The organism is Streptomyces sp. NPDC058289, from assembly GCF_042880975.1.
In the GTDB taxonomy this organism is placed as follows: Bacteria; Actinomycetota; Actinomycetes; order Streptomycetales; family Streptomycetaceae; genus Streptomyces; species Streptomyces stoeckheimensis.
Window position 1 is genome coordinate 16,020 of the sequence record NZ_JBHVYI010000063.1, and the last position, 17,047, is coordinate 33,066.

The 17,047-nt window shown below is 72.7% G+C and carries 17 protein-coding genes; 8 read left to right on the forward strand and 9 right to left on the reverse strand.

The features are described from left to right. Window positions 1–6 precede the first annotated feature (6 nt). The 3 genes from ACFVX6_RS27965 to ACFVX6_RS27975 form a co-directional block, all read right to left on the reverse strand. Window positions 7–420, reverse strand: a complete 414-nt coding sequence (locus ACFVX6_RS27965) for a hypothetical protein (protein ID WP_389695998.1) — start codon at window positions 418–420, stop codon at window positions 7–9. A 208-nt stretch (window positions 421–628) separates the two neighbouring features. Further along, window positions 629–3,154, reverse strand: coding sequence for a discoidin domain-containing protein (locus ACFVX6_RS27970; RefSeq protein WP_389695999.1), 2,526 nt, complete (start codon window positions 3,152–3,154; stop codon window positions 629–631). A gap of 220 nt (window positions 3,155–3,374) precedes the next feature. After that, on the reverse strand, window positions 3,375–4,004 hold the full coding sequence (locus tag ACFVX6_RS27975) for an MBL fold metallo-hydrolase (protein ID WP_389696047.1): 630 nt from the start codon (window positions 4,002–4,004) through the stop codon (window positions 3,375–3,377). 209 nt (window positions 4,005–4,213) lie between these two features. On the opposite strand from ACFVX6_RS27975, the gene ACFVX6_RS27980 reads away from it, so the two are divergent. The 4 genes from ACFVX6_RS27980 to ACFVX6_RS27995 all read left to right on the forward strand — a co-directional run bounded on the left by ACFVX6_RS27980 (window position 4,214) and on the right by ACFVX6_RS27995 (window position 7,917). After that, window positions 4,214–5,122: a GlxA family transcriptional regulator gene (locus ACFVX6_RS27980; RefSeq protein ID WP_389696049.1), complete on the forward strand. Its 909-nt coding sequence runs from the start codon at window positions 4,214–4,216 to the stop codon at window positions 5,120–5,122. 107 nt (window positions 5,123–5,229) lie between these two features. Next, window positions 5,230–5,718 carry an isochorismatase family protein gene (locus ACFVX6_RS27985; protein ID WP_389696001.1) on the forward strand — a complete coding sequence of 163 codons (489 nt, stop codon included), beginning with the start codon at window positions 5,230–5,232 and terminating at the stop codon, window positions 5,716–5,718. A 55-nt stretch (window positions 5,719–5,773) separates the two neighbouring features. Further along, on the forward strand, window positions 5,774–6,385 hold the full coding sequence (gene thpR, locus ACFVX6_RS27990; protein WP_389696051.1) for an RNA 2',3'-cyclic phosphodiesterase: 612 nt from the start codon (window positions 5,774–5,776) through the stop codon (window positions 6,383–6,385). Between the two features lie 158 nt (window positions 6,386–6,543). Beyond that, the gene (locus tag ACFVX6_RS27995; RefSeq protein WP_389696003.1) at window positions 6,544–7,917 is read left to right on the forward strand and encodes an MFS transporter; all 1,374 of its coding nucleotides are present in this window, start codon (window positions 6,544–6,546) and stop codon (window positions 7,915–7,917) included. Window positions 7,918–7,983: 66 nt separating this feature from the next. Here the strand turns inward: ACFVX6_RS27995 and ACFVX6_RS28000 are convergent, their stop codons facing one another. Both ACFVX6_RS28000 and ACFVX6_RS28005 read right to left on the reverse strand, forming a co-directional pair. After that, entirely contained in the window at window positions 7,984–8,337 is a 354-nt protein-coding gene (locus ACFVX6_RS28000) for a VOC family protein (RefSeq protein ID WP_389696005.1), read from the reverse strand. 65 nt (window positions 8,338–8,402) lie between these two features. After that, window positions 8,403–8,771 (reverse strand): GntR family transcriptional regulator, encoded by a 369-nt coding sequence (locus tag ACFVX6_RS28005; RefSeq protein ID WP_389696053.1) that lies wholly within the window; start codon window positions 8,769–8,771, stop codon window positions 8,403–8,405. Window positions 8,772–8,784: 13 nt separating this feature from the next. Between ACFVX6_RS28005 and ACFVX6_RS28010 the strand changes: the two genes are divergently transcribed. Beyond that, window positions 8,785–8,973 (forward strand): DeoR family transcriptional regulator, encoded by a 189-nt coding sequence (locus ACFVX6_RS28010; protein ID WP_389696007.1) that lies wholly within the window; start codon window positions 8,785–8,787, stop codon window positions 8,971–8,973. A gap of 107 nt (window positions 8,974–9,080) precedes the next feature. On the opposite strand, the gene argG is transcribed toward ACFVX6_RS28010, so the two are convergent. From argG to ACFVX6_RS28025, 3 genes are all read right to left on the reverse strand, one after another. Continuing rightward, entirely contained in the window at window positions 9,081–10,529 is a 1,449-nt protein-coding gene (gene argG, locus ACFVX6_RS28015) for an argininosuccinate synthase (protein ID WP_389696009.1), read from the reverse strand. 160 nt (window positions 10,530–10,689) lie between these two features. After that, window positions 10,690–11,865 (reverse strand): GDSL-type esterase/lipase family protein, encoded by a 1,176-nt coding sequence (locus tag ACFVX6_RS28020; protein ID WP_389696011.1) that lies wholly within the window; start codon window positions 11,863–11,865, stop codon window positions 10,690–10,692. 98 nt (window positions 11,866–11,963) lie between these two features. Beyond that, window positions 11,964–12,542, reverse strand: coding sequence for a TetR/AcrR family transcriptional regulator (locus ACFVX6_RS28025; protein WP_389696055.1), 579 nt, complete (start codon window positions 12,540–12,542; stop codon window positions 11,964–11,966). Between the two features lie 71 nt (window positions 12,543–12,613). Here ACFVX6_RS28025 and ACFVX6_RS28030 point away from each other — a divergent pair, with 71 nt between their 5' ends. The 3 genes from ACFVX6_RS28030 to ACFVX6_RS28040 all read left to right on the forward strand — a co-directional run bounded on the left by ACFVX6_RS28030 (window position 12,614) and on the right by ACFVX6_RS28040 (window position 15,721). After that, window positions 12,614–13,147: an FBP domain-containing protein gene (locus ACFVX6_RS28030; protein ID WP_389696013.1), complete on the forward strand. Its 534-nt coding sequence runs from the start codon at window positions 12,614–12,616 to the stop codon at window positions 13,145–13,147. A 197-nt stretch (window positions 13,148–13,344) separates the two neighbouring features. After that, window positions 13,345–14,757, forward strand: coding sequence for an Ig-like domain-containing protein (locus ACFVX6_RS28035; RefSeq protein WP_389696015.1), 1,413 nt, complete (start codon window positions 13,345–13,347; stop codon window positions 14,755–14,757). 55 nt (window positions 14,758–14,812) lie between these two features. Beyond that, window positions 14,813–15,721, forward strand: a complete 909-nt coding sequence (locus ACFVX6_RS28040; RefSeq protein ID WP_389696017.1) for a glycosyltransferase family 2 protein — start codon at window positions 14,813–14,815, stop codon at window positions 15,719–15,721. A gap of 34 nt (window positions 15,722–15,755) precedes the next feature. Here ACFVX6_RS28040 and ACFVX6_RS28045 read toward each other — a convergent pair whose 3' ends face one another. Then, window positions 15,756–17,036, reverse strand: coding sequence for a PucR family transcriptional regulator (locus ACFVX6_RS28045; RefSeq protein ID WP_389696019.1), 1,281 nt, complete (start codon window positions 17,034–17,036; stop codon window positions 15,756–15,758). Window positions 17,037–17,047 lie beyond the last annotated feature (11 nt).

Sequence of the window (17,047 nt, forward strand, 5' to 3'; positions counted from 1 at the left end):
CGGATGTCAGGGGCCGACGGCCGCTTCGCACACGGCCGGGCGGCCCGGGGCCGGGGAGGTGGCGGTTGCGAGGGTCTTGTGGGCGTCCAGGAGGATCGTGCAGGTGGCCACCGCACCCTTGGCGGGCGTTACCGTCACCCTGGCCTTCTTGCCGTCGGCCATGACGACCTCGCGCCGCCAGTCCCCCGTCGTACCGGGGTCGGTGTGCCTGCGGATGCCGGTGTCCTCCCACGGGTAGCGGCCCTTGGTGTCCTGGTAGGTGACCTCGTAGGGGGCGGATCCCGGCGCCTGAGCCGTGTAGGTGATCGCCCAGGCCTTGCCGAGATCGCCACTGAACCGGACCGTCGCGAAGAGCCCGAGCAGGGCCAGCACCCCCACGACCAGGGGCGTCACACAGCAGGCCGTACTCCGCGCACTCATCGCACCACTCCGTCCGGGCGCCCGTCTTGGGCGGCTTCCTCTGCCTTCCATCCAAATCGAGCGAAGGCCGCGGATCGTCACCATCAGGGTGGAACGGCGCATGCGCCGGAAGTCTGATGGCGATGGCCGAAAGGGCTATCCCGGGAGGAGAGAGGGGGCGGCCCGGCCGGACCGTGGGGGCTCCGGCCGGGCGGGCGGCGTACGGGGGTCAGGAGATGGTGAGGAAGCGGGCCGTGCTCGGTACTCCCTGGGCATCGAGGGCGAAGAGCATGTAGTTCCCCGGCAGGACCACGCCGGGGTCGGCGGGTATGGACACCCTGTAGGTGCCGGTTCCCGTGGCCGTGGACGCGAGGGGGACCCGTCGCTGGTCGTTGTCGGTGGAGTGGGTCGCGGCTGCCGCCCGCATCAGGACGAAGGATGCGGCCGGGCTGGCGGCGGAGGTGGAGGTGGTGAGCGTCAGGGAGGTGCCCGGGGACGTCCTGGCGGGGACGTTGCCCGTGATCTCGGGGCGGGGTTTCGGCGATCCGTCCGGGTTGAGCAGGTACGGCGGTGTGAAGACCGCTCCGTCGGCGTGGTTGGTGGCGCAGTCCCCGCACAGGCCTCCACCGCCGGAGAAGACCCGGCCGTCCGGCAACAGGTTGGCCACGCTGTGGTAGTTGCGCGGCACGGCCATGGTGGCGAGCGGGGTGAAGGCGCCGGTCGCGGGGTCCCACAGTTCGGGGGTCAGGACCGAGGTCGCGTCGCTGAAGGGGACCGGGTAGCCCTGCCCGCCGAAGACGATCACCTTGCCGTCGGGCAGGACCACGCTGTTGGCGAAGGCCCTGGCGTACGCCATGTCTCCGGTACGGGCGGTTTCGACCTGGGTGCCGGCGATGCTCACGGTGTAGGCGCGGCTCGTGGCGGGGGTGTTCTGGTAGGCGGGCGAGCCGCCCAGGGTGAGCAGTTTGCCGATGTCGTAGGCGACGGCGTTGCCCGTCATGGCGTCGGCGCTGTCGGCCCGGGTGCCGGCAGGGGTGATGCTGCCCGTACCGGTGGTCGAGATCCAGTTCATCTGCTTGCTCGGGCCCAGTTGCAGCACCTTGCCGCCCGAAGTGGCGTGCAGCCACATGTGGTTGTCGGCGCGGTAGGGTCCGGCCGGGTCGGCCGTGGAGGCCTGGAGGGCGGGGACTCCCGGGAGCCCGCGCCAGGTTCGGGTGACCGGTGACCAGGCCTCGGCGGCCTTGTCGCCCGCGGGCCCGCTCCAGGATCCGCCCAGGACGAAGGCCTCGCCGGTGGAGAGCAGCGTCATGGCCTGGTAGCCGCGGGGGATGTTCATGGCGGCGGTGGCGGTCCAGCTGCCGGTGGCGGGGTCGTAGATGCTGGCCTTCTCCGCGTTGCTGCCCCCGGTGACCAGCACGCGGCCGTCGGCCAGCATGGCTATGCCGGGGCAGAACATGTCGTGCCCGGTGTTGTCGATGCGGCGCTGGGTGACCTTGCCGGTCTTCAGGTCGAGGATCGCGGTCTGGGTGTAGCCCTTGCTGCCGCCGAAGCGGTCCACCGCGTACGCGGACCAGGCCAGCAGTTTGTCCCCCGGCAGGACGGCGGTGGCCACGGGAACCAGGGGGAAGCCGGTGATCCGGCCCCAGGATCCGTGGGCGGCGGGGGCGGCCGGCCCGCTCAGGCGGATCTCGGCGGCGGAGGTCCACGGGCCGCGGGCGCCGGCCTCGGTGGTCACGGTCAGCCGTACGAAGCGGGCGTTCGCGGTACGGGTGAAGGTGGCGGTCTTGACGGTGTCGTCGTCGCGCCAGGTGCCCGCGGCCACCGGTGCACCGAAGGCGGCTCCGTCGGTGCTCGTGGTGACGGTGTAGGCGCCCGCCCGGCCGTTGATGCCGTTCGTGCGGGGGTGGTAGACGAGTGCGGAGACCGCGGCCGTGCGGTGCATGTCGATGGTGATGCCGTGCGGGAGGGGGGCCGGTGTGCCCGACCACCTGCTGTGCCAGAGGGTGCCGGTGTCACCGTCGAGGACCTGGGAGGCACGACCGTTCTCGCGGACCGTCTCCTCGTCGCTCGCCACGGCCGTCCATCCGGTGCGGGCCAGGTCCACGGTGGCTTCCGGGGTGCCGGGGTCGCCGAGCAGGTTGATCTCGGCGGCGGAGGTCCACGGGCCGCGACCGCCGGCCTCGGTGAGCGCCGTCAGCCGTACGAACCGGGCCCCCTGCGGGGCGAACCCGAGCGTCTTGGCGCTCCCGTCGTCCGCGAGCGTGCCGCCGGCGACCGGGGCCGGCCAGCTCACTCCGTCCGCGCTGACACTGAGGGTGTACTCGCCGACGCGCCCGTTGGCCCCGTTGGTGCGCGGGGTGTAGACGAGCGCCGAGACGACCGCCGTGCGGTGCATGTCGATGGTGATGCTGTGCGGGAGGGGGGCCGGGGTGCCCGACCACCTGCTGTGCCAGATCGTGGCCGTGTCACCGTCGAGGACCTGGGAGGCACGGCCGTTCTCCCGGACCGTCTCCTCGTCGCTCGCCACGGCCGTCCATCCGGTCCGGTCGAGGACGGGGGCCGTCGGCTCCATGGCATTGGCCGGTGCGATGCCGTGGTGCGGCGACTGCTTCGCCGCCTGGTCTCCGAAGGGCGCGGGGAACGGCACGGACGCGGATCGGGGGTCCGGGCCCCGGCCGGCCGCGGCCTGGCTCGCGACCCCGAGCCACGGCGTGAAGCCGATCAGCAGCGCGCCGAGGCCGAAGGCGATGAGCAAACGGGATCGGCGTAGCGCGCGGGGTGGGGCGAGGAAGCGCCTGGACTGCAATCTGACCTCCTGGGGCGAACCGGTATGCCCCATGGAAGATAGGTCAGCATGGCAACAACTCACCTAAATGAGCGGAGAGTTGACGCAAAACCGCAGCCACCGACGCGATCCGGGAGAGAGGAGGGAGCGAAGAGAGAGCAAGGCGGGAGGCGCGAGGGAGGGGGCAGGCCTAGACCGGCACGGTGTCGCCGGCGGCGAACGGGCCGCCGTGACCGGGGACGATCAGGTCCGCCGCGGCGAGCACCCGCAGCCGGGAAGCGCGCAGCACCTCGCGGTCCGGGGCCACCGGGTCGTCGGCGGGACCCTGCGCGTGCCACCACAGGTCGCCGGCGAACGCCACCACACCCGAGTCGGTCCCGGCCAGCAGGGTGATGTCCTCGTGACTGTGTCCCGGCGTACGGATCAGGCGCAGGGAGGGGGTGAGTTCGTAGCCCTCGGCGTCCCGGTTCGTCCACTGGTCGCCCTGGTACTCCACCTTGTGGTCGTGCACCCGGGCCCGGCCGAACAGGCCCACGTTCATGGTGTTGTCCGGGTGGTGGTGGCTGAGCACCACGTCGGTGATGTCCTCGGGGCCCAGCCCCAGTTCCGCGAGCGGGCCGAGGATGTCCGCGTGGCTCGCCACCATGCCCGGGTCGAAGATGAAGTGCCGGCCGGCATCGGATACGTAGGAGACGGTGGCGGCGACCCCGGGGCCGGTGGAGCCGACGTAGCCGGTGGTCAGGATCTTGTAGACGGCGCTGCGGCCGAGCGGCGCGTCGGTGCGCAGGTCCTGCGCGGTGACCGTTGCGTCCGCCGCCATCTCTGCCGTGTTGTCAACCGTGTTGTCGGTCGTGGTGTCGGTCGCGAAGTCCGTCGTCGTGTTCGTCATGGCCGTAATCCTGCCGCGCCGACCAGGAGCGTACGAGTGGCACACCTGCCAGTGATCGCAGGATTCGTGCCACAACTGGCAGACTGCCCCCCGTGCCCCCTTTCGCGACCGTCGCCGCGTACGTCCCGCCCGGTGTCGGCATGCTCGCCGTCGGGATCGTCTCCGAGGTCTTCGGCCCGCACGGGCAGGGGCTGCCCGGCTTCGACTTCGCCCTGTGCGCCGAGCGGCCCGGGCCGGTGCCCACCGACATCGGCGTGCCGCTCGCCATCGAGCACGGTCTCGACCGGCTGGCCGCCGCCGATCTGGTGATCGCCCTGCCGGGGGCCGGTTTCCGTAAGCCGCCCGGTCCGGCGGTGCTGGAGGCGCTGGTCTCCGCGTACGGGGGCGGCTCCGTGATCGCGGCCCACTGCGTCGGCACGTTCGCGCTCGCCGAGGCGGGGCTGCTCGACGGGCTACGGGCCACCACGCACTGGCGGTTCGCCGAACTGCTGGCCCACCGCCATCCGGACGTCGCCGTCGAAGCGGACGCCCTGTACATCGACGAGGGCAGGATCGTCACGGGCGCCGGAGCCGCCGCCGGCTTCGACCTGTGCCTGCACCTGCTGCGCCGGGAGCACGGGGCCGCCATGGCCAACGGCGTCGCCCGGGACATGGTGCTGCCCTCGCACCGCGACGGCGGGCAGGCCCAGTACCTGGCCGCGCCCGTCCCCGAGGACTGCCGGGACGAGCGGCTCTCCGAGGTGCTCGCCTGGGCCCGTGACCACCTCCACGAGCCGCTCCCCGTCACGGAACTGGCCCGCCGCGCCATGATGAGCAAGCGCTCCTTCGCCCGCCGGTTCACCGCCGCCACGGGCACCACCCCGCACGCCTGGCTGCGGAACCTGCGGCTGAGCAGCGCGGAGGAGCTCCTGGAGAGCACGGACCTGCCGGTCGAGGAGATCGCCCGCCGGGTCGGCTACGGCAGCGCGGCGGTCCTGCGCGAACAGTTCGTGCGACGCCGGGGAGTTCCGCCCCGCTCCTACCGCCGCTCCTTCACGAGCACGCCCTAGCTAGGGGGTGTCTTGTCGATCAGGCTGTCCTGCCGCGCGACCCCTGTCGCCCGGCCCCTCCCGCCGGGACCCCGGCGCCAGTACGGCCCTGTCCTATGATCGTTCCCGTGACCTCCGCACTGATCCTCATCGACCTGATGCCCCGCATCATCGACATGCCGGTCGCCCCTCACTCCGGTGACGAGGTACTGGCCCGCTGCCTGCGGCTGGCCGAGGCCTTCAGGGCGAACGGGCGCCCGGTGGTGCTCGTCCGAGTGGACCGGCCGGGCGTCGCCGAGCAGCCGCCGGGCAGCGGCTTCGCCGACGGTCTGGTGCGGCCGGGCGACGTACTGATCGTCAAGCACACCGTGGGGGCGTTCCACGACACCGGCCTGGACGACCGGTTGCGCGGCTTGGGGGTGGACACGCTGGTGCTCGGCGGGCTGGTCACCACGATGGGGGTGGAGTCCACGGCGCGGGCCGCGAGCGACCTCGGCTACGAGCTGGAGTTCGTGGCCGACGCCATGTCCGGTTTCGCCGCCGACGAGCACGAGTTCACCGTGGAGCGGATCTTCCCCAGGTTCGGCGACGTGCACAACACGGCGGACTACACCTGATCACGATGAACGACCCGACCGCCCGAAGCACTGTACGAAGTCTCCTGTGAACGATGTGAGCGAACAGACCGGGCCCGCGACCGTTCGCGTGTTCATCGCCCTCGCCCCGCCCGACGACGCGAAGGAGGAGCTCGCGCGCGAGCTGGGCCCCGCGTACGCCGCGTACCCGCACATGCGGTGGAACCGCATCGAGGACTGGCACATCACCCTGGCGTTCCTCGGCGAACTGCCGGTCGAGGCCGTACCGCTCCTGCGGCCGCCGCTCGCGGAGCTCGCGGCGGCGCGCGGTCCCGTTCGCCTGGCCCTGCACGGGGGCGGCCACTTCGGTGAGCGGGTGCTCTGGAGCGGGATCGACGGGGACCTCGACGGGCTGCACCGGCTCGCCGGCGATGTCCGCGCCGTGGTCAAGGAGTGCGGCATCCCCTTCGAAGTCCGGCCGCTGCGACCCCATTTGACGCTGGCCCGCGCCCGTCGGAACGACGTCTCCTCGGCGGTGGAGGCCGCCGCCGGACTCGCCGGGTTCGCCGGTCGCCGCTGGCGGACGGAGCGTCTGCACCTGGTCGGCAGCAACATCGGCCGCGGCCCGGGGCCGATCCACTACCGCGACATCGAGGCGTGGAACCTCGGCGGCGGGGAGGATCCCGGCACGGACGGCCGGGAGGGCTGAACCTCAACACCCCTCCGCGGCTTGCGCGTTCGGTGATCCACGGACGACAGGCGCACGACGGGCAGGCGACCTCCCCTCGCGACGCGCATAAACCCCTTGACGCAAAGTAGCTTAATGCTAAGCTACTTCCTAGCAATCTAATCGGGGGAGAGATCGACGTGATCAAGGGCATGCGCGAGGAACGGGTGGCGGCCGAACGGTCGCTGCTCCTCGGGGTGGGAATCAGCGCGATCGGGATCGGGATGTACATCCCCTTCTCGCTCGTCTTCTTCCACCACGTCACCGGCCTCTCCTTCGCCCTCGTCGGCATCGTGCTGACGGCGACCGGCCTGGCCGGACTCGCGGTCATGCCGCTCGCCGGATCGGCCGTCGACCGGTTCGGGGCCAGGAAGGTCAACCTGCTGCTCTACGCGGTACGGGCCCTCGGCTTCGCCCTCTACCCGCTCGCCGGGTCGCTCCCCGCCTTCGCCGCCGTCGCGCTGGTCACGGCCCTCGCCGACCGCTCCTTCCCCATCGTGCAGCAGTCGCTCATCGGGGAAGTGGCCCGGGGCGGCGCCCGCGACCGCCTCCAGGCCTCCATCCGGGCCCTGCAGAACGCGGGCATGGGCGCCGGCGCGCTGGTCGTCTCCGGGGTCCTGGCCCTGTGGGGCACGGAGGGCTTCACCTACACGGCCTGGGGCAACGCGGTCGCCTTCGCGCTCGCCGGACTGCTCGTCAGCCGCGTGAAGCCGGTACGGGACCACGTGAACGGCGAGCCCGGCACCAGCAGCGGCGCACCCGCCTCGGCCAAGCGTCCGCCCGCGGGCTACCGGATGGTGCTCGCCGACCGGCCCTTCCTGGGCCTGACCGCCGCCAACTTCCTGACTGCGCTCGGGTACGCGGCCCTGTCCGTCCTCTTCCCGCTCTACATCAGCACCTGGCTGCACGGACCCGATTCCCTCACCGGTGCGGCGTTCACGGTCAACACCGCCCTCTGCGCCGGGATCGGCGTCCTGATCGCCGGCCGGGTCCGCCGTTCCGGAGCCCGACGCACCCGCTCCGCGGCCCTCGGGGCACTGCTCTTCGCCGCAGCCTTCGTGGGGCAGATCGTGCTCGGCACGGTCCGGCCCGGACAGACGGCGACGCTGGTCGCCCTACTGGTGATCGTGGTGGTCTACACGGTCGGCGAACTGGTCCACAGCCCCTCGGGCGGCGCCCTGTCGGTCTCGGCCGCGCCCGAGGCCGTGCGCGGCCGCTACCTCGCCACCTACCAGCTGTCGTACTCCCTGGCCACCGCGCTGGCCCCGTCCCTCTTCACGGGGCTGCTCGCGCTCGACGGCCGCCTGCCCTGGGCGTTCCTGACCGTCGCCGCGCTGGGCGCCGCGCTCGCCCTGACCCGGCTGGAGCGCCACCTCCCCGCGGAGGCGGTGTACGCCGGCCAGCCGTCCGCGACTCCGGCCCCGTCGGCTCCGGCCCCGGCTCCGGCCCCGGCTTCGGCGCCGGCTTCGGCGCCGGCCACCCGCGAACCGGCTACCGAAGCCACCGCCGCCTGAGGGACGCGCTCCCCCGCCGAAAGCCCAGCAGCCCGCCCGATCACGGTCCTCCGCCCGACATCGCGATCAGGCGGGCTGCCAGAGCTCGATCCGGTTGCCCTCGGGATCGGTGACCCAGCCGAACCGGCCCACGCCGTCCATGTCCTGGGTCTCCCGGGCCACGTCCGCCCCCTTGGCACGCAGTTGCGCGAGCATCGCGTCCAGGTCGCGGACGCGGAAGTTGAGCATGGTCTGCTGGGTGGGGGAACCGAAGTAGTCGGTCCCGGACTCGAACGGCGCGAACACCGTCGGCCCGGCTCCCTGACGCCACAGACCGTGCTCGTCCGAGTCCAGCCCCAGGCAGTCCCGGTACCAGGCGCCCAGGGCCGCCGGATCCGCGGCCCGCATGAAATATCCACCGATTCCCAGTACACGTTCCATACCGCGATCCTGCCAGGACGCCGTCGGAATTCCTTGGCGAGCGCGCCCGGCACCTCATCGGCCCCTCAGTCCCGCCCGGGACCGGCCGTCAGGGTCGCGTGGAAGCGGTAGCGGTCGGCTCGGTAGACGACGCGGTCGTACTCGCAGGGCCGGCCGTGCTGGTCGTAGGTGAGCTGCTCGATGTGGAGTACGGGAGCCCCCTCGTCCAGGTCGAGCAGGGGGGCCTCGTCCGGGGCGGCGAGAGAGGAGTGCACGGTGTAGCTCGCACGGGTGGGGACGATGCCGCGTGCGGTGAGCTCGGTGTACATCGAGGCGGTGGTGTAGTCGGCCTCGCCGATCCCCGGGGCGCGCTCGGCCGGGACGAGGGTGACGGAGTGGCACATGACCGCCTCGTCGAAGAGCCGTACCCGGTCCTCTTCCTGTAGCGCGTGCAGCGCCTTGCGGAGCGTGACCCGGCTGACGCCGAGGCGCTCGCAGAGGTGCCGCGAGGGCTACGTCTCCCTCGAACGGCTCGTCCGCGAACTGGACGTCAGCGCGATGACCATCCACCGCGACCTCCGGCTCCTGGACTCCCGGGGCCAGGTGCGCCGGGTCCGTGGCGGCGCGGTCGCCCCCTGGATGACCACGGCTGGATGAGCAGGCCCGGATGAGCACGGCCCCGTGACCGACAAGAACGCCGCCCGCGGTCCCCACGGGGACCACGGGCGGCGCGTCACGTCCTGCTGCCGGCAGCGACCAAGCGACTAGTCGGTGCCGAACTCCATCGCGGCACGGTCCAGCAGCTCGTCGTCGCCGGAGACCTCGCCGCGCGAGGCGATCGCCTCGGCGCCACCCTCGGGCATGGCGCCGATCAGGCCGGAGCCGGGCGCCTCGACGGCGCCGATCAGCGCGGGGTGCGTGGTGCCGACGATGCCGAGGCCCGCGTACTGCTCCAGCTTCGCGCGGGAGTCGGCGATGTCGAGGTTGCGCATGGTGAGCTGGCCGATGCGGTCCACCGGGCCGAACGCCGAGTCCTCGGTGCGCTCCATGGACAGCTTGTCCGGGTGGTAGCTGAAGGCCGGGCCCGTGGTGTTCATGATCGAGTAGTCCTCGCCGCGGCGCAGGCGCAGCGTCACCTCACCGGTGATCGCCGTACCCACCCAGCGCTGCAGGGACTCGCGGATCATCAGCGCCTGCGGGTCCAGCCAGCGGCCCTCGTACATGAGGCGGCCGAGGCGGCGGCCCTCGTTGTGGTACTGGGCGACCGTGTCCTCGTTGTGGATCGCGTTGACGAGGCGCTCGTACGCGGCGTGCAGCAGGGCCAGGCCCGGAGCCTCGTAGATGCCGCGGCTCTTGGCCTCGATGATCCGGTTCTCGATCTGGTCCGACATGCCCAGGCCGTGGCGGCCGCCGATGGCGTTCGCCTCCATGACCAGGTCGACGGCGGAGGCGAACTCCTTGCCGTTGATCGTGACCGGGCGGCCCTGCTCGAAGCCGATGGTCACGTCCTCGGTGGCGATCTCGACCGAGGGGTCCCAGAACCGGACGCCCATGATCGGCTCGACGGTCTCCACACCGGTGTCGAGGTGCTCCAGGGTCTTCGCCTCGTGGGTGGCGCCCCAGATGTTGGCGTCGGTCGAGTACGCCTTCTCGGTGCTGTCGCGGTAAGGCAGCTCGTGGGCGAGCAGCCACTCCGACATCTCCTTGCGACCGCCGAGCTCGGTGACGAAGTCCGCGTCGAGCCAGGGCTTGTAGATGCGCAGGTGCGGGTTGGCGAGCAGGCCGTAGCGGTAGAACCGCTCGATGTCATTGCCCTTGAAGGTCGACCCGTCGCCCCAGATCTGCACGTCGTCCTCGAGCATCGCGCGGACCAGCAGGGTGCCGGTCACGGCGCGGCCGAGGGGCGTCGTGTTGAAGTAGGCGCGGCCGCCCGAGCGGATGTGGAACGCGCCGCAGGCGAGAGCGGCCAGGCCCTCTTCCACGAGCGCCGCACGGCAGTCGACCAGGCGCGCGATCTCGGCACCGTACGCCGTGGCCCGCGCGGGCACCGACGCGATGTCGGGCTCGTCGTACTGGCCGATGTCGGCGGTGTAGGTGCAGGGGACGGCACCCTTGTCGCGCATCCAGGCGACGGCGACGGAGGTGTCGAGGCCTCCGGAGAAGGCGATACCGACGCGCTCGCCGGTGGGCAGGGAGGTGAGAACCTTTGACATGGGATGAGTATGCGCGATGATGCATGATCATGCAAAATGGCGGGCCGCTGATGTTCTGGGCACTGGGCGCGCGTGCCGTCATTGTGACGCGCGGCCGTGTGCGCGGCGAGTCCGGCGGGGCTCCGTGGGGCCGCCCCGCCGGGCCGCGGCGCGGGGTGGTTCAGCCGGCCGACGGGGCGAAGGGGCCCCCGGCGGCGAAGGCGTGGCGGGCGAAGTTCTCGGCGATGCGTACGTGGCCCGCGGAGTCGGGGTGCAGGTCGTCCGGCAGCGGCAGCTCGGCGTGGTCCGCAGCGCCGTAGAGGTCGCGGCCGTCGAGGTAGTGCAAGTGCGGGTCCGCGGCCGCCCGCTGGGCGACGATGCCGGCGAGCGCATCGCGGACGACGTTGAGCGTCAGGCGTCCGGCGGCCCGTTCGGCCGGGTCGCCCAGGGCCTTGAACCGCAGGGTCCCGGTGCTGAAGTCGGTGGTGAGGGGGCCGGGGGTGTCCTCCTGGATCGGGCACAGGATGGGCGACACCACGAGGAGCGGCGTCTTCGGATGGCCCTCGCGGAGGGTGTCGAGGAAGCCGTGGACCGCAGGGGCGAAGGCGCGCAGCCGCATCACGTCCAGATTCACGATGTTGATGCCGACCTTGACGCTGATCAGGTCGGCGGGGGTGTCGCGCATCGCGCGGGCCGTGAAGGGGTCCAGCAGGGCGCTGCCGGAGAACCCCATGTTGAGCAGGTCCACCGCACCCTGCGCCGCGGCCAGTGCCGGCCAGGTGCCGGTGGGACGCGCCGCGTTCGAGCCGTGGCTGATGGAGCTGCCGTGGTGCAGCCACACCCTGCGGCCGCTGTCCGGCGCCGAAGTGACGGGAGCGTCGGTGCGCAGCGCGATCAGCTCGGTGACCTCGGTGTGGGGGAGCCAGATCTCGACGTCCTTGTCCCGCGCGGGGAGATCCGCGAAGCGGGCGGTGCCGGGCGGCCCCTCTTCGAGTTCGACCGCCTGGGTGGCCAGGTCGAGGGTGCGGACCCTGCCGCCGGGCACGGTGGCCCGGGCCGTGAGCACGCCGTCGATCACGAGGTCGTACGCGCCGTCCGGTGGGACCGGGAAGCCCCGGTAGGTCCTCTTCGTGGGCAGGGCGTCCAGCTCGATGACGGTGGCGCGGGTACGGAAGGCGAGGCGCACGCCGGACGGGCGGGCCTCGGCCGTGGCCAGCTGGTCGTCGGGGATCTGCAGGCGGGCCCGGGCGGGCAGCCGGTGGGGCAGCAGGCCGTGCTCGGTGCGTTCCACGTCGGCCGCGCCGCGCAGGAGGTCCTCGGTGATCGGCGTGGTGATCCGGTCGTGGTCGGTGGTCATCGCCTCAGCCTCGTGGAGATCGGGGTTACGGGGTCATGGGGGTTACGGGGTTACGGAGTTACGGGGTTGCAGAGCTACGGAGTTTCGGGGTTGCAGAGCTACGGAGTTTCGGGGTTCCGGGGCTTGCGCAGCATCGCGTCGAGCGAGTCCACGATCCAGTCCCAGGACTCCTGCGGGTCCACGGCGGTGTGGCTGAAGCCGCCGCCCAGCTCCAGGCTGACGTAGCCGTGGAAGACGCTGCCGAGCATCCGGACCGCGTGCGTCTGGTCGGGTTCCGTCAGGTCGTAGCCGCGCAGGATCGCCCGCGTCATCTGGGCGTGCCGGACGCCCGCACTGGCGGCCGCCGTCTCGGGGTCGAGCCGGAGCCGGGCGGCGTCGTAGCGACCGGGGTGCTGCCGGGCGTAGTCCCGGTACGCGTCCGCGAAGGCGGCGAGGGCGTCCCTGCCGGCCCGCCCGGCCAGGGCCGCCGCGACCCGGTCGGCCAGTTCCTCCAGGGCGAAGAGGGCGATCCGGGTCCTGAGGTCCTGGGAGTTCTTCAGGTGCGAGTAGAGGCTCGCGACCTTGACGTCGAACCGCCGGGCGAGCGCCGAGACGGTCACCTGCTCGAAGCCGACCTCGTCGGCGAGCTCCGCGCCCGCCCGGGTCAGCCGCTCGGTGGTGAGTCCTGCTCGAACCATCATGTGCCTCCTAGCTGGCGATAGCCATTATGCATTTGCCTAAAACCTTTAGGCAAATTAGCCTGCCGCTCATGAAGCCGTTGACCGAGCAAGAGATCCGTACCGCCTTCGTGAACTGCACCAAGGGCGAGGCCAAGCGCCTGTCCGTGCCCCGCGACCTGGCCGAGCGCCCCTGGGCCGACCTGGACTTCCTCGGCTGGTGGGACCCCAAGGCACCCGAGCGCGCCTACCTCGTCACCGAGCTGGACGGCCGCCCGGTCGCCCTCGCGCTGCGCTCCTCCGGCGTCGCCTCCTCGCAGGCGCGGCGCAGCATGTGCTCGCTGTGTCTGACCACCCACACCGGGGGCGTCTCGCTGATGGTCGCGCCGAAGGCGGGCAAGGCCGGGCAGCAGGGCAACACCGTGGGCGCCTACATCTGCGGGGACCTCGCCTGCTCGCTCTACGTACGGGGCAAGAAGGACGCGGGCCCGGACGGGCGGCTCCACGAGTCGCTCACCCTGGAGGAGAAGATCCAGCGGACGGTCGCGAACCTCGCCGCTTTCATCGGCAACGTCACAGCCGTCGCCAAGGTCACCGCCGTCGCCGACGTCACGGCGACGGCCTGAAGCACCCCTCCCCCTACTCCGTACGAGCCCTCTTCGGTGCCCGTTCGGCCCCATGGGCCGAGTTCATGATCATCGGGCTGCCCGGAAATCGTTTTGATGCTGCCATCCGGCCGAAGGCGATCTGGGAGGGCTGCGTGGCGCGCATGCTGTCATCGACACACCGTGGAGGACTCCGGCGACGGGGCAAGGCGTTGAGCGTGGCCGGGGCGGTGGCCGGGGTGGTCTTCGTCGTCGCCGCCGCGCCGCAGTCCGCGTCGCGTTCCGGTGACGGACCGCAGACCGGCGGCGAGCCCGCCGGCTCCGTCGAGCTATTGGTCGGCCGGGTGCTGGACGACGGGGGCCGGCGGTGCGCGATGGACGCCTTCCGGGCCGGACTGTGCGGCGGACTGGAGGAGCAGCTGGTCCGGGCCACCGCCAGCGGAGCCGGTTCCGTGGTCCGCGATCCCTCGTCCCGCGGCGCGGCCCGGGCGGTGGCGCACACGGTCGTCCTGCCCACCGACGCGGCCGGCCCCCTGGAGATCGCCCTCGCCGGACCGGGGCTGCTCACCTACGTCACCGTCCACGACGGCCACGGCCGCTACGTGGGCGGCGCCCTGGGCGCCCGGGGGCACCACTGGAGCAACACCGAGCCGTTGCGGGCCGGCGAGACCTACACCGTCCAGGTCGGCGCCCAGGACGTGGCGGGGACTCCGGTCGGCGTGACCATGGCCTTCCGGACCGCGCCGACGGTGCAGGACGACCGGCTCACCGCCGAGTTCGGGCCCCGGCCGGGCATGTACGGGGCCGGGCAGATCGTGACGGCCTCCCTGAGCCACCCCGTCCCGGCCTCCGACCCGGCGGCGCGGGCCAGGCTGGAGCGTGCCTTGCAGGTCACCTCGGAACCGGCGGTCGAGGGGGCCTGGCACTGGGTCGACGACTCGACCCTGCACTACCGGCCCCGTACCTACTGGCCCGCCCACGCCGTGGTGCACGTGGTCAGCGGCCTTGACGGCGTCGAGGTCGGGGAACGGCAGTACGGCGGCCCCTCCGAGTCGCTCCGGTTCACCATCGGGGACCGGATCGAGGCGGTCACCGACGCCGCCGCGCACGAGATGACCGTACGGCGCAACGGCCGGACCGTCCGGACCATCCCGGTGACCACCGGCAAGGCGGGCTTCCTGACGCGCACCGGCATCAAGGTCGTGCTCGGCAAGGAGCGCAAGGTGCGCATGCGCGGGGACACGGTCGGCATCAAGCGCGGCACGAGCGAGTTCTACGACCTGCCCGTCTTCTACGCGACCCGGGTGACGTGGAGCGGGGAGTACGTGCACGCCGCGCCCTGGTCGGTCGACGCGCAGGGCGAGGAGAACGTCAGTCACGGCTGCACCGGCATGAGCACCGCCGACGCGGCCTGGTTCTTCGACACGGTGCGGGAGGGGGACGTGGTGTCGGTGGTGAACAGTGGCGGTGAGCCGATGGCCCCGTTCGCCAACGGGTTCGGGGACTGGAACCTCGGCTGGGACGCCTGGCTGGCCGGCAGTGCGCTGGGCGCCGCCACCGATGCTCCGCTCGCGTCCGCCTCCGCGCTCGCGTCGGCGCACGGACCGTCCCGGCTGCTCCCCCTCACCTGAACCGTCCCGGCTTCCCGTCGGGGGCGGGCGCGGCGGCTCCGATAACATCCGGTCCGTGCCCGCCTCCTCCTCCCCCACCTCCCACTCCCCCGCCGCGACCGGGATCGACGTCGTCCTGCTGACGATGAACGACCGCCCCGACGAGGAAGCCGCGGCCGTCCGCACGCTCCTCGCGCAGGAGGACGTCGAGCTCCACCTCGTCATCGTCGGCAACGGCTGCGATCCCTCGCTCTCGGTGGACGGGGCCACCGTCGTCACCCTCCCGGAGAACCTCGGCATCCCCGAGGGCCGCAACCGCGGGGCGCTCGCCCTGCGGGACACGGGCAGCGAGTTCCTCTTCTTCCTCGACAACGACGCCTCCTTCCCCCGGCCCGACGTCCTGTCCCGGCTGGTGGCCGAAGCCCGCCGGCGCCCGGAGGCCGCGTACGTCCAGCCGCGGTTGACCGGGCCCGACGACACCACCACGCCGCGCCGTTGGGTGCCCCGGCTGCGCGCCGGCGATCCGGGGCGGCCCGGCACGATCGCCACCATGACCGAAGGCGTGGTCATGGTCCGCCGGGACGCCTTCGACACGGCCGGGGGCTGGCCCGACTTCTTCCTGTACCACGAGGGCATCGACCTCGCGTACCGGCTCTGGGATCAGGGCGGCACCGGCTGGTACGCGGCGCAGGTCCGGATGCACCACCCGGTCACCAGCCCCACCCGGCACGCGCTCTTCCACCGGCTGGCCGCCCGCAACCGCGTCTGGCTCGCCTACCGCAACCTCCCCGCGCCCCTCATCCCCGCGTACCTCGGCATCTGGACGGTCGTCACGGCACTGCGCGGGCTGCGCGGCGGCGGACTCCGGGACTCGCTCCAGGGCCTGCGCGAAGGATGGGCGGCCCGGCACGACCAACTGCGGCGGCCCCTCCGCTGGCGCACCGTGGCACGCCTCACGGCCGCGGGCCGACCGCCGGTCCTCTGAGGAACGGGGTGGGCAAGCGGCCCGCCGGTGTGTCTCAGGGGCCTGTGCGGCGGGCTGCGCCGTACGCCGTGAGGGCGGCCGCGAGGTGGCGGGCTCCCGTGGGGTCGGTGGCGTCGTGGCCGGTGAGCAGCCGGATGCGGCCCAGGCGGTAGGTCAGGGTGTTGCGGTGGACGGTGAGGGCTTCGGCGGCCTCGGCGCGCCGGTAGCCGGCCGCGATGAACTCCCGCAGTGTGGCGATCAGATGGGGCTGGTCGTCGAGGGGTGTCAGGACGCGGGCCAGGGCGTCGCGGGCCGGGCCGGGCTGCACGAGCTGGTACTCGACGGCGAGGTCGGCCAGTCGGTAGAGCCCCGGCGGGCGCCCCAAGTCCTCGGCCAGGGAGAGCACTTCGGAGGCCTCCGCCTGGGCCTGAGGGATCGACCCGTGGTCCTCGGCGACGGCGGCCGCCGCCGTGCACCGCAGTTCGGCCGCCGTGTCGAGCCGGCCGAGCAGCCGCCGGGTCGCGCCGTCCGGGCCGGGCGGGGCGAGTGCCCCGAGCGGACCGGGCGGGGCGAGCGGGACCAGGAGGACGCCGCCTTCGCCCTTGAAGGTGGCCAGTACCTCCGGGTTGCCGTCCAGTTCGGAGCGCAGGGCGCGCAGGATCCGGTTCGTCGCACCGCCGGGTGCCTCGGGCAGGCGAAGGACGAGCACCTCGTACCGTTCGGCGAGGGTTCGGCCGTACCGCTCGGCCGCGCGGCGCGCCGGGCGGCCCGCGAGCAGGACTCCGGCGAGGTTGCGGCCGTGTTCGCGCTGCTCCCAGTCGAGGTCGGCCTGTTCCCGCAGGTAGGCCTCGGCGACCTTGGGCATGACCTCGCCGAGGAACGCCAGCAGGCCTGTGACCAGGGCGTACGGATCGGCGACGGGGTCCGGGCCGGCCGCGGCGAGCTCCCAGGCGCGGCGGGCGCCGAGCGGGTAGACCCGTAGCACCGCCTCCAGGGGGACCCCGTCCCGGGCCCGCTCGGCGCCCCAGGCGACGGGGGCGGCCAGCTCTGCTTCGGTGGGTGCCCGCCCTTCGGCGACGGTGGTGAAGAACAGTTTCAGCACGGCTTCGGTGTTCGCGACGAGGTCCCCGCCGAGGACGCTGTCGGGCAGCAGCCGGTAGGCGGGGATGGCGGCGGTCAGCCGGGCGACGGTCTCGGCCGCCATCTCCGGTATCCGGGGCAGCAGCGCGGCGGCGAGCTCCTGCGCGGCCGCGAACTCCCCACCGGCCGCCCCGTCCGCCGTCCCACCTGACACCACTCCCGCCGCCACGCCCGCCGTCCCGCCCGCGTCGTCCATCCCCGCATTGT

Coding starts and splice junctions, on each gene's coding strand:
- ACFVX6_RS28045 (WP_389696019.1), bottom strand. CDS start 17,036: ATGGACGACGCGGGCGGGACGGCGGGCGTGGCGGCGGGAGTGGTGTCA.
- ACFVX6_RS28025 (WP_389696055.1), bottom strand. CDS start 12,542: ATGGTTCGAGCAGGACTCACCACCGAGCGGCTGACCCGGGCGGGCGCG.
- ACFVX6_RS27980 (WP_389696049.1), top strand. CDS start 4,214: ATGCTCGCCGTCGGGATCGTCTCCGAGGTCTTCGGCCCGCACGGGCAG.
- ACFVX6_RS28030 (WP_389696013.1), top strand. CDS start 12,614: ATGAAGCCGTTGACCGAGCAAGAGATCCGTACCGCCTTCGTGAACTGC.
- ACFVX6_RS27975 (WP_389696047.1), bottom strand. CDS start 4,004: ATGGCGGCGGACGCAACGGTCACCGCGCAGGACCTGCGCACCGACGCG.
- ACFVX6_RS27965 (WP_389695998.1), bottom strand. CDS start 420: ATGAGTGCGCGGAGTACGGCCTGCTGTGTGACGCCCCTGGTCGTGGGG.
- ACFVX6_RS28000 (WP_389696005.1), bottom strand. CDS start 8,337: ATGGAACGTGTACTGGGAATCGGTGGATATTTCATGCGGGCCGCGGAT.
- ACFVX6_RS28020 (WP_389696011.1), bottom strand. CDS start 11,865: ATGACCACCGACCACGACCGGATCACCACGCCGATCACCGAGGACCTC.
- argG (WP_389696009.1), bottom strand. CDS start 10,529: ATGTCAAAGGTTCTCACCTCCCTGCCCACCGGCGAGCGCGTCGGTATC.